This is a genomic window from Mesobacillus maritimus, from assembly GCF_019749255.1.
Taxonomy (GTDB): domain Bacteria; phylum Bacillota; class Bacilli; order Bacillales; family Cytobacillaceae; genus Mesobacillus_B; species Mesobacillus_B maritimus_A.
The window spans coordinates 32,349-44,063 of sequence record NZ_JACWFH010000025.1 but is presented as its reverse complement, the minus strand read 5'-3'; the positions used below and the strand labels follow the sequence as shown (position 1 = coordinate 44,063).

Sequence of the window (11,715 nt, the reverse complement as noted above, 5' to 3'; positions counted from 1 at the left end):
AATCTCCTTGTTGTTTCTCATAATGTCCTTGAAAGTGCTTTTCATAGACAAAATCTCCTTGTTGTTTCTCATAATGTCTTTGAGAGTGCTTGTCATAGACAAAATCTCCATCAAGACTGCCTCAAATGTCCTTGAGCTCAAGAATCGTTGGCGTATGCTCTCTTTCTTTTGTTACTTTATTTTAAAACAACTATTATTGGCAAAACTATAAATCAATTAGCTTTATAGGGAGTTGGATTTGTGGATTTACAACTTGTTGAAGCTTACATCCCTGAAAAATATTTTGAGAAAGTGAATGAGTCTTTACATGAATTTCCCCTTGTTTCTTATTGGGTATCAAGGGAGTCAGAAGAGCGCAAATTAATTCGAGTTCTTGTTGAAACCAAAAACACAGAGGAAGTTTTAAACTACTTAGAAAATGTTTCAAATGTAGTGGATGGCTTTGAAGTCCTTCTGTTTCCAGTACAAAGCTATTTGACTAGATTAACACAGGAAGAGAAAGAAAAAATTAAACAAGAGGAAAAGGAAGAAACCACTAAAATACAAAGAGCTAGCCGCCATGAACTTTTAGGTGCGATTGAAAAGTCTAGTCGAATTACGCTCAACTATACCTTACTAGTCATTCTTTCAGCGATTGTGGTAACGATAGGGTTTATCAAGAATAGCGAAGCGGTGATTATTGGGGCGATGGTGATAGCACCGATGTTAGGACCAGTTATATCGATTGCGTTTTCATCCATCCTGGGTGATTTTTCTCTAATCAGGCATTCGTCGATAACGCTTCTATATGCCATTGCCATTGGGGTTGGCATCAGCATCTTGTGCTCGTTCTTTCTTCCAGTCCCACTCGATAACACCGAATTTGCTTCCAGGACTCATGTCAATTTATCTGATATTGTTCTAGCCTTAGCATCTGGTACAGCTGGTGCTTTGTCGATTATCAGTCGTCTTCCTGACGCACTTGTCGGCGTGATGGTCGCGGTTGCCTTGTTACCCCCGACCGTTGTCCTTGGGATGTCTTTAGGGGAAGGCTTGTGGCAAGAGGCTTATGGGTCGGGGCTTTTATTAGCCGGAAATATAAGTTCAGTAATTTTAGCAGCGATTATTGTCTTTTCCTTAAGTGGCATTCGACCAATAAAGTGGAAAGATGTGGACCGGGCAAAAACATCTGTCAAATTTTCCATTCTATTTGTCAGTATCACGATTATCATTCTAATTACGGCAATTGTTTTCAGCAAGCAGGTTGATATTTTATAAAGGATAACATAAAGAGGGAAATAGATAGAAAACAACGAAAAAATTCAGAGTGAGCATCCGCCTTGGGATGGGTGTATATAAAAAGTGTCTGTCAGCTTCTAGCAGTAAATTAAATAAATTACCTGTTAAAGTGCCCCAAGTTGTTCACTTGGGGCACCCTTTGCTTAATGGTTAAATTTTTGGTTCCCTTGATAAGTATGCATATTTGTTTGGTATGCGGGAGGTGTATTCATGTTACCACTTTGCCCGAAGGTTTTCATAGGCTGCCCGGAGGCATTCATACTCTGCTGCTGTCCCATTGAACTTCCAGTTGGCATACTTCCCATTGTCCCAAGGTTTTGACTATGACCTCCACCCATTTGCCCTGAAGGTGGATAGCTTTGGGCTGGAGTAGCAGCATTCATATAATTTGCAGGAACTTGGGGTGTAGTCTGCTGCATATAAGGTTTCATTGGATTGTCTTTTCCTAAATTTTGATTACCTTGCATGGTGTATTGCGCTTTTAATCCTTCGCTAGAAGGCTGGTAGCTGTGTAGATAGGTTTTCGCAGTATGGTCTTTTATTGTCGGTACTTGGTATAAACCTTGTTGGTTCATAAATAAAAACACTTCATAAGCTTGGTTCACACAGTTCATCGCACTGTTGGTAAGCATTTGGCGAAGATTAGGGTCCGCTATTTCTAATGCTGCCTTAACCCCATTTGCTGCGGCATTTTTATGACATAAAAGCATGGCTGTAGCCACTTCATAATCATTTAAAGCTGCATTTGTTTCCGGGGCTAGCATGGATGGATTATCAAGACCATATTGGATTTGATCTGGTTTTATGTTGCTGACACTCGTATTAGGAGGGATCGGTGTAAACTGAGTATAGTCATGGGTGTACTTGACCAGCGCATCATAAGACTGAATTTCTTCTTGTTGATGACGCATAATCATACTTTTAAGTTCAGGATTTTTGGTTTGCATGGCATAAAGATTAAAATGGCTAATCATATTCATTTTTTCTGCTAGTACCTCATGGACTTCCATGGTTTCATGTGCGCCGAATGGCATATGCTACACTCCTTTTGTTAAATAACTAATCAATAAGCTAAGTGTTATTGGTGAAAACTTTTTGTTGACGTCAGTTGGACTTTGATATTTAATGCAACAACCTAAAGTTGTTTCTCCTCTTCAAAATCCACCTTTATCATGTGTTTAACCAATCAACTTAATCCTCCATTTAAAAATAGGAAATTCACTAGAAAAGGAATAATGTTTTTATCCCGACAGATAACTAAAAGGGGAAGGTTTGAAGAGTGAATAAAAGGGGATAAAGAGTAAAACCTAACAAAAAAGTCCCACTCTTATGAATGGAACTTTAATTTTCTTTCTCTCTGGGCATGTTCACTAAACGTCCATACAACCAACCTATAGAGGAGATATACGCCCATATAAGCACCTGTTAATAAAAAAACAGGATTTAAAAATAAGCCGTGTATATTGGTCATAAACACTGTATTATCCTTGATAATCTCATAAATCGCTAAAGCTGAGATATTTCCAAAAACGAGTGCACTAATAATTGCGAGTAAGTTTAAGTACAACTTAGATTGGCCCCAATACAATCGCAATCCAAACATCGCAAGCGGAGTGAGAATACTCCCGGCAATAATCAGAAAAACCATCCCATTCACCTCGTTTTAATTCTTCACTTTTTTCATGCAGTGTAAACACAATCCTTTGATTACTGCGACACAATAAAAATCGGTGCCCAAAGGACACCGAGTTACTTTTATTGACCAATCCTCATTACCTGTAAGGTTGGCAGGCTATAACTAGCGCCTTCAGGTATTTCTGCAACAAGCTTAACCACATCACCTTCTAATAATGAAAACAATTGCGAAGAGGATAGCTGAGCAGAAGTGCTAGTTTCTGTTGTAGATGAGATGACATTTATTCTGTCATTGATAATGAGATGAAATCTCGCTACGGAGGTTGTTTCAGTATTTGTTTTATAAGCTACTTTATAACTAATATGATAGATTCCTGGAGTTAAAACATGAAGGCCTCTAGGTGTTAATTCCACATTTTCTAATGGCCCTGCAATTGTAAATTTGACATCCCCACTTTGATTATTACTTGAGGTTGAGTAAACATACCCATAGGCTGAATTTGCGGTTCCTCCTGACAGACCCATTGGACCTCTTTCACCTTGAGGACCTGGATCTCCCTTTGGTCCCGGTGGTCCTTGTTTCCCTTCAGGACCTGGGTCTCCCTTTGGTCCCGGTGGTCCTTGTTTCCCTTCAGGACCTGGGTCTCCCTTTGGTCCCGGTGGTCCTTGTTTCCCTTCAGGACCAGGATCTCCCTTTGGTCCCGGTGGTCCTTGTTTCCCGCGGGGACCAATCACTGCAAGGTCATGTTTATAATCATGACAACCACCGCAATACGGACAATAATCCATACGCATTTCTCCTTTCTTCACTTCGTCTTTTATCTGCCTTTTACTGGCGAATATTTAATGGAATAGCTAAAAGTGTTCCACCGGAGCTAGATTGAATCGAAATTGCCCTGGTAGCATCAGGTTGCACGGAAGATGGTTCAAACCGATACGCCCAATCACCTAATGCATCGACTGGAACCACAGCAAGGATCATGCCACTTAATGTATTCCCGATAAAAATCGTAATCTCTACGCCAGCGCCAGGAACATCAGATGTCCCAGAGATCCGCCATTCTGTATCTCCTGTTCTAAACTCTGCTCGAGTAACGGTTAGGTTATCAGCTACCGTCGTGATTTCCGTACGATCAGTCGAGGTTCCACCTGGTCCTTGAACCGTTAGCTGAAAAACAAGGGTTCCCAACTGTGTCGGGAATGTGAAAGTTGCTGTTGGTGAATCTGGATTTGTTAATTGTACTAGCGGCCCTGAAATTTGTTCCCATCTATAGCTGGTCACTTCTCCTTCAGCAGTTCCAGACAATGTGACGAGAGTTCCTTGTTGAACAGTTTGGTTTGCCCCCGCATTGGCAATAGGTCCAGCTGCTGATTCAATCACCTCCACAGTTACTGTATCAGTGGATGGGCCACCTTCACCTTCTACCGTCAATTGAAAGACTAGGGTACTCGTAATAGAAGGAGCGGTAAAGGATGCTTCGCTCGTGTTCGGATTAATCAAGTTCACTTCTGGACCTGAAAGCTGTGTCCAGTTGTAAGAGGTAATAATTCCCGTGGAATTCGACCCATCAAGAAGGACTTGAGTGCCAAAGAGTACGATTTGATCAGCACCCGCATCGGCAGATACAGGAATCGGACCCTCACCGGAACCGCTTACAACCACAGGTATGGTTACTTCGCCTCCTGCAGATGAAACGATGGTCACGCTCGCCGGCACACTTGTAAGATTCATTGTGAACAAACCTGTTGACGGTAACGGTATATCACCTTGACCAAAATTTGCTATTGATAGCACAATTGGATGGATGGTATCACTTGTAGTAGCTTCAATTGATAGAGTTTCAGAGTCAGTATGATATTTTACAGTGGCTGAAATAAAATCTACAGGGACAACTTCATGAATGCTTGGAGGATTATCAGTGATATTTGCTATAATAATCGAAGGTGGCGGGGTTTCACCAATATAGGCAATACGTCCGAAATATAACCCGTTCTCTCCTTGAAGAATCGTAGGTTGCATCCCTATGCCAGTTACTTCGATTTCTTGTGGGCTAACATCGGAAACAGCAAACACATCGATAAAACCACCAGAGGTATCGGTTTGTGTGTAAGAAGCTCTTGTCACCTCTACACCCGAGATAGGTGAGATTTTGCCTAATAGAGCGAAGTTTCTCGTTTCGATACAATTATCACCGTCAATACCTGGTGTAGTTGCTCGGTCTGGTGAACCGATTCCAATGCCAGGACCTTCGATTCTAAATATATTTTGAGGTTCGCCAAACCTGTCGATAAATACACTTCCGACAACTGGATGGAGAACGTTCGGGTCACCGATATATCCTACTGGTGCAACTGGACCAACCGTAGGGTCCCATTGTAAAAAAGGATGGACTTTTGAGTTTAACGCAAGTTCAAAGTCACCCCCGTTAAATCCGCCAATATCCTCAGTAAAATTAATTTCACCCAATCCGTCTCCATCTGGTTCGGCAGTGAATGTATTCACTCCGTACGGATGGGTAACCGTATATTCGGCATTAGGCTGTAAACCTTCAACGCGGATTCGGATACGACCAAACACAATTTGCTCTCCTCGTAACGGGACTTCATTGACAAAAGCCGCCTCTAATGCCAATACAAGCCGTGCTCTTTCACCTGTACCGGTTTCCATTTCAGCTTCAGCTGCATAATAAAATGCCTCACCTGGGAAATTGTCTGGAAAAGATACAGGCTGTGCCGGATTTGGCAGGTCAGCAGGCGTGATCCCGGAATACGGATCATTTGGATCTACATTCAATTGCAAACGGAGCCCGTTTTCATCACGATACCATTCAGGAAACCCGTGCAAAGCATTAATTGGTCCTACTTCCATATGAAACCTCCTTTAGTAGTTTAGCAATGATCTATTTGCTCTATAGCAGGAAAATTCCAAAGTCACAACAACATTGAACAAGCAAAAAAATGATTGTCCTTATAATAGTAGATTCTCAAAAAAGTAAAACGTTCCAAATTATTCCGCAAAAAAACTACCCAAAATTTGGGTAGTAGCTTGGTTTGATTTCCTTAATAATATGGGTAGCCGCCGCCATAAGGAGAGTACGGAGGATAATACGGGTTTGGATATGGAGCAGGATATGGATAAGCACTTCCTGCTGCTGCCGAAGCTCCTAATGCACCTAATGTCAGTCCACCTAATAGACCTCCTACTAACGGTGCTGCACCATAACCTCCATGACCTCCGTGATGGCCACCATGATGGTGTCCCCCGTGATGCCCTCCGTGGTGATGTCCCCCGTGGTGGTGACCGCCATGATGTCCTCCGTGATGTCCTCCGTGATGGCCGCCGTGATGTCCTCCGTGATGGCCGCCGTGATGATGTCCACCATGACCTCCGTGATGACCCCATTGTCTTAGTTCATACATCTGATTTTGATTTTGCAAATTTTCACAACTCCCTTTCCCATAATAGTTTCTTACCCTCTAATACGGTATGTAGGATAGTTGTCCTTTGAATGGGCTATGGTTGACCGATTAGGAGCTGGCTTGCACACCTCAAACCATTCCTTTTACTTTTTTCTCTTGTTTCTGTCCGAACTGGGCTCGGGTTCGGACTCCGTTTTACTTTTTTCTCTTGTTCCTGTCCGAAACTGGGCTCCCCTTCAGACTGCGTGCGTTTAACTTTTTATCCTGTTCCTGTTCGAACTAAAATCGGGTTCGGACTCTATTTTAAAAGTCAGGATAAAAAGCGGTGTGACGATAGATGAAAAGGTAAAGACAGAAACAAAAACAACGCTTGAAAGGTTTCCAAGCGTTGTTCATTTAGAGCCATAGGTTACGAATTAAAATATTAATTTTTACTTACCGCTTTTTCTTTTTCAAATAACATAATCAACCCAGGAAGTAAAATTCCTCTGATTAGGAATGTGTCGAGTAGAATTCCTACTGCGACAATAAATCCAAAGACAAATAGTAATTGAATTGGTTGGGTCATTAATACAGCGAAAGTGGCAGCGAGAATTAATCCAGCTGAAGAGATGACTCCTCCTGTATTGGCAACAGCAATCTCCACTGATTCCTTAACAGAATGCTTCTTTCGCTCTTCTTGGAAGCGAGAAATCAACATGATATTGTAGTCGATTCCAAGTGCGACTAAAAAGACGAATGAATATAGTGGAACACGATTGCTAATCGAATCGATGCCAAAGAATAAATTCGATAAGAACATTCCCAATCCCAAGGCTGCAAGGAAGGAAATTAGAATCGTTCCCATCATGTAGATTGGCATTTTAACAGACTTGGTTAACACGATTAACATCGCAAAGATTAAGATTGTTTCCAAGACAACAATAACGATTACGTCGCGATTATTGATTGAGCGGTCATCTACTTTCGTTGCTGTTTCACCAGCGAAATAAATATCCCCACTCACACCACTATCAGTCAATATTTGGTCTGATTTCTCCATCATAGTTTCTAATGCATCCATGGATTCTTTATCATAGGGACTTTCTGTAAAGGTAAGGCTATAGTTCAATATCCTCCCCTCTTCTGCTACACCATTTACCCGAACGGTACTAACATTTGGTTGATCTGCTAATTCCGCCCTCAGTCCCTCTTGTTGTTCAGGAGTTAAAGCCTCTTCCCCCTCAAACAAGACCGTTGTCGGTGCAAGGTCACCTTTAGCAAATTCTTCTTCTAAAATGTTATAGCCCTGGCGGGAAGGCATATCTTCAGGAAAAGAATTCAAGGTGTTGAATTCAAATTTAAGATTAAACATATTGGTAGCCGACAAGAGAAGGAAAGCACTAACTAATACAACGGCCAGCCCTGGCTTTTTCACAACAAAACGTGCAACCCTACTCCAAATCGAATTCTTTTTCACCGTTTCATCGCCAACACGCGGAACCTTGGGCCAGAATGCTTTACGACCAAATAAAGTAAACAATGCTGGTACAAGCGTAATCGAAGCGATCATGATGATGGCCATCGTTGTCGCAAAAGTTGGGGCAAAGTTTCGATAGTCCCCGAATTGAGCAAAGAACAACACAAGCATCGCCGCTAAAACAGTACCTCCTGAGAAAAATACAGGCATTCCTGTTTCCCGCATTGCCGCTCTCATCGCTTCATATTTATCTTCATGTAGTTTTAATTCCTCACGATAACGTGAAAAGACAAAGAGAGAATAGTCAATGACGGCAGCAAACAACAGAATCGACATAATCGAGATTGTTTGATTGCTCATCACTAGTCCGCCCCTGCCCATCAAACCAAGTGTTTGCATGACAACTTCATATACAAACACGGCCGCTAATAATGGTATTAACGCCAATAATGGTGAACGATAAATGACAATTAATAGAATAAGAATTAACCCTACCGTGGAGAATATCAGCACTAGATCCGCACGGGAGAATAGGTCGAGTGTATCTGTTGCTATCCCTGCAGGACCCGTAACATATAAGTTTAAGTCAGAGTTTCCTTCAACTAGCTCAACAATTTTCTCTTTTGAAGTTTTTATTTCTTTCGATTCCATTTCACCGTCGAAGTTTAATGGAATAACAGCTGTTTGCTTATCATCTGAAAAGAAGCCTGCAGTGGCTTGTGGGGGCAATGCCGACAATGGGACCACTTGCTCTACACCTTCAATTTCTTCAGCCTCTACTAGCTTAAACAAAGAAACTAATTCTTCAAATTGAATTTCTCCGTCCTTGCTTTGAAAAACCAAAATACCGGGTATTCCTTCATTATCTTTGAAATATTCATCTACTTTGTTTTGAGCAATAACAGATTTTGCATCCTCTGGAATTGAATCAAGACTCGAAACTTCATAATCTTTCACACTTGGAGCGAACATGGCCAAAAGCATGGTCACAACAAGCCATGATGCTAAGGTAATCCACATTCCTTTTTTCGTCGCTACAGCATCTGTTATGGACTGTAAAAAAGATCTCATCTCTATAACCTCCTACCTTATTTTCACTAACACATTCATTGGTGACAGCAGTGTCACTTTGGATAAAAAAATAAATATCAAATCTGCCTTTATCATTATCATCCAATGTGACAATAGTGTCAATTAGGATGTTCAAACATTTCATGGAAACAGACGGAGGAATAGGTAAACTTCCCACTTTGGATAAAACGGTATAGCATCTGTTCCCTAATTCTCTCCTCTGTCCTATTTTACAAGCATTCCATGACAGATTATTTCCTTAATACTTTTCACCCATTCTGACCACGGAACCGAAAAATGGTTAGGGATTACAATGGTCTGAAAGATGAATCCTAATATTAATGAGTCAGGTAGATTAGGTTTAAGTTTCCCCTCACTCCTGCCTAATTCAATAAATTCTTGTAAATTATGGTACATGGAAAAGCGCTGTTGTTCTAGCTTGATTAGATTGTCGCGAACTTTTTGGTTTAGATTGCTCGGAATATTCCTCCCAATTTCAATCAAGCGAGGAATGGAAGCATTTTTAAAAATTAAATCTAGCAAGAAATCAACCTGGTTCTCAAATCCTTCAACCGTACGAATGTGCTTCAATTCATCAAGGAATTGATTCATCTCATGAATCATAAAATCTGTGATCAACTCTTCTTTATTTTCATAATACTTATAGAGCGTTCCCCTTGAAACTTCTAATTGGTCAGCTAGCAAGCTGAAAGAAAACCCTTCGTAACCATATTGGAGTAAAAGCTCTGTAGTTTTTTGGAATAAATCATTCGTGGAAAACTTGCGGTCACGTGCCATCCTATCACTCCACTTTCTATTAACAATCATCGGCAATACTCAGTATAAAGATAGATCGTTCTGTTTGCTAGCTTATCGCTGTTGGACAAAAAAATCAAAACCTAACATCGTAAGGACCCCAAAGACAAGTGTCCAAAGTGCCAAACTTGACATCATCCATAGCATTGCCCAACTCTTCTTTGCTCCTAAAGACATCCCGATAAATGCCGCAATATGAATGCCTATTAAAATCGGTCCTAAAAATGCTAAACCAGGAAGCCCATACTTGTTCCAAATTTTTTTGGCTCGTAAGTTTCGTTTAGAAATTGCTTTGGTTGTTTTTTCTTTGCGTTTTTCATACCAAATCCGCAGTCGTTCAAAGCCGATAATAACAGGAATAACCGTGATGGCATTTCCAATAAAGGCCAAAAACATCACCCAAAATGGTGATAACCCGCGAATAATCCCCAATGGGATGACTAACGCAATTTCAAACCATGGGATGGCGGCTCCAAGAAACACAAGTATATATTCAAAAAGCATCCTTTCCCTCCTCTTAGTTGATTCAATGAACCTGTTGGACATTTTTACCCGTCCGTCTTAGGCTTTTATTAATAGTTGCTTCCCTCGTATCTATAATGAATCTATTTCTTAATGTAAAAGAATAAAGAAAAAAACACCACCTTTATGATGGTGGTGCCTTTTTTCAAAAAAGTATTAAATCACCCGTACGTTTACAATTCCTTCGATTTGTGTGATTTTTTCAATTAACCCTGGAATCACATCGCCATTCACTTTGTTGTCGATGTCAATCATGGTATAGGCATATTCGCCGCGGCTTCTGTTTACCATGTCGGCGATGTTTAAATTGTAGTCTGAAATGGCACCTGTGATTCGTCCCACCATGTTTGGAACATTAAGGTGGAAAGCAGTCACACGACGTTTTCCTGTATAAGGTAGAGAAGCGTTAGGAAAGTTTACAGAATTTCTAATGTTTCCTGTTTCAAGAAATTCCTTCACCTGACGCGCTGCCATTAGAGCACAGTTTTCTTCTGATTCTTTAGTAGAAGCACCTAAATGAGGAATGGGAACAGCATTCTTCATTTTCAACACTTTTTCATTTGGAAAATCAGTTATATACTTTCCTACTTTGCCGCTTTCAAGTGCAACTGCCATATCATCTTCGTTTACTAATTCTCCACGAGAGAAATTCATAATATGCACACCTGGCTTCATAATGCTAAATGTCTCTTCATTAAACATTCCTCTAGTATCATCGGTTAATGGCACGTGGACAGTAATATAATCGCTATTTGCAAATAACTCTTCCATCTTCATCGCACGCTGTACATTGCGAGATAAATTCCATGCGGTATCGACAGAGATAAATGGGTCAAATCCAATCACATCCATATCCAAGTCAAGTGCATCATTCGCGACTAAAGCTCCGATTGCCCCCAACCCAATGACACCAAGCGTTTTTCCTTTGATTTCTTTCCCGACAAATTGCTTTTTCCCTGCTTCAACAAGTTTAGGAATTTGATCCCCTTCACCCTCTAAAGATTTCGTCCACGATACACCAGCAAAAAGATTACGAGAAGAAGCCATTAACGTTGTTAACACTAATTCTTTTACCGCATTTGCGTTAGCACCAGGTGTATTGAACACGACAATGCCTTGTTCTGTACATTTGCTAACTGGGATATTGTTAACGCCTGCACCAGCACGTGCAATCGCCTTAAGATTACGATCAAACTCCATATTATGCATATTAAAACTGCGAACAACCACAGCATCTGGGCTATCACTATTTTCATCAATTGTATAATTTCCGTTGTTAAAGACATTTAAGCCGCATTCTGCAATATTATTTAATGGCTTAATTGTTTTCATTTTCGTAGCGATTGTACTCATAAGGTTCTCCTCTTTTCATTTATTTTAAGAATAGCTATGTTAAAGCTGATGTGGAATTACACTCCTAAGAACAAGCTTAAATGAATCCTTAAACTACATAAACTATTTTGTTCATTATTATAATTGAATAATTCATATCAAAATTGCATAACACCATTAAT

The 11,715-nt window shown here is 40.6% G+C and carries 10 protein-coding genes; 1 reads left to right on the top strand and 9 read right to left on the bottom strand.

The genetic code is table 11. The annotated features are described in order from the left end of the window. The first annotated feature begins 240 nt into the window (after positions 1-240). Entirely contained in the window at positions 241-1,257 is a 1,017-nt protein-coding gene (locus H0185_RS17630) for a TIGR00341 family protein (protein ID WP_221874803.1), read from the top strand. A gap of 164 nt (positions 1,258-1,421) precedes the next feature. Here the strand turns inward: H0185_RS17630 and H0185_RS17625 are convergent, their stop codons facing one another. The 9 genes from H0185_RS17625 to H0185_RS17585 form a co-directional block, all read right to left on the bottom strand. After that, on the bottom strand, positions 1,422-2,312 hold the full coding sequence (locus tag H0185_RS17625) for a spore coat protein (RefSeq protein WP_221874802.1): 891 nt from the start codon (positions 2,310-2,312) through the stop codon (positions 1,422-1,424). Positions 2,313-2,605: 293 nt separating this feature from the next. Then, positions 2,606-2,926, bottom strand: coding sequence for a transposase (locus H0185_RS17620; protein ID WP_221874801.1), 321 nt, complete (start codon positions 2,924-2,926; stop codon positions 2,606-2,608). 107 nt (positions 2,927-3,033) lie between these two features. Then, positions 3,034-3,702: a collagen-like protein gene (locus H0185_RS17615; RefSeq protein WP_221874800.1), complete on the bottom strand. Its 669-nt coding sequence runs from the start codon at positions 3,700-3,702 to the stop codon at positions 3,034-3,036. Between the two features lie 40 nt (positions 3,703-3,742). Beyond that, entirely contained in the window at positions 3,743-5,782 is a 2,040-nt protein-coding gene (locus H0185_RS17610; RefSeq protein WP_221874799.1) for a PKD domain-containing protein, read from the bottom strand. 191 nt (positions 5,783-5,973) lie between these two features. After that, on the bottom strand, positions 5,974-6,351 hold the full coding sequence (locus H0185_RS17605) for a hypothetical protein (protein ID WP_425515837.1): 378 nt from the start codon (positions 6,349-6,351) through the stop codon (positions 5,974-5,976). A gap of 406 nt (positions 6,352-6,757) precedes the next feature. Then, a complete protein-coding gene (locus tag H0185_RS17600; protein WP_221874798.1) occupies positions 6,758-8,863 on the bottom strand; it encodes an MMPL family transporter in 2,106 nt (701 codons plus the stop codon). 225 nt (positions 8,864-9,088) lie between these two features. Then, positions 9,089-9,661, bottom strand: coding sequence for a TetR/AcrR family transcriptional regulator (locus tag H0185_RS17595; protein ID WP_221874797.1), 573 nt, complete (start codon positions 9,659-9,661; stop codon positions 9,089-9,091). Between the two features lie 72 nt (positions 9,662-9,733). Then, the gene (locus tag H0185_RS17590) at positions 9,734-10,183 is read right to left on the bottom strand and encodes a small multi-drug export protein (protein WP_221874796.1); all 450 of its coding nucleotides are present in this window, start codon (positions 10,181-10,183) and stop codon (positions 9,734-9,736) included. A 174-nt stretch (positions 10,184-10,357) separates the two neighbouring features. Then, a complete protein-coding gene (locus H0185_RS17585; protein WP_221874795.1) occupies positions 10,358-11,554 on the bottom strand; it encodes a phosphoglycerate dehydrogenase in 1,197 nt (398 codons plus the stop codon). Positions 11,555-11,715 lie beyond the last annotated feature (161 nt).

What these genes read in the sequence shown, in the direction of transcription:
- H0185_RS17590 (WP_221874796.1), bottom strand. Translation starts at nt 10,183, where the DNA reads ATGCTTTTTGAATATATACTTGTGTTTCTTGGAGCCGCCATCCCATGG.
- H0185_RS17600 (WP_221874798.1), bottom strand. Translation starts at nt 8,863, where the DNA reads ATGAGATCTTTTTTACAGTCCATAACAGATGCTGTAGCGACGAAAAAA.
- H0185_RS17620 (WP_221874801.1), bottom strand. Translation starts at nt 2,926, where the DNA reads ATGGTTTTTCTGATTATTGCCGGGAGTATTCTCACTCCGCTTGCGATG.
- H0185_RS17595 (WP_221874797.1), bottom strand. Translation starts at nt 9,661, where the DNA reads ATGGCACGTGACCGCAAGTTTTCCACGAATGATTTATTCCAAAAAACT.
- H0185_RS17615 (WP_221874800.1), bottom strand. Translation starts at nt 3,702, where the DNA reads ATGGATTATTGTCCGTATTGCGGTGGTTGTCATGATTATAAACATGAC.
- H0185_RS17625 (WP_221874802.1), bottom strand. Translation starts at nt 2,312, where the DNA reads ATGCCATTCGGCGCACATGAAACCATGGAAGTCCATGAGGTACTAGCA.
- H0185_RS17610 (WP_221874799.1), bottom strand. Translation starts at nt 5,782, where the DNA reads ATGGAAGTAGGACCAATTAATGCTTTGCACGGGTTTCCTGAATGGTAT.
- H0185_RS17585 (WP_221874795.1), bottom strand. Translation starts at nt 11,554, where the DNA reads ATGAGTACAATCGCTACGAAAATGAAAACAATTAAGCCATTAAATAAT.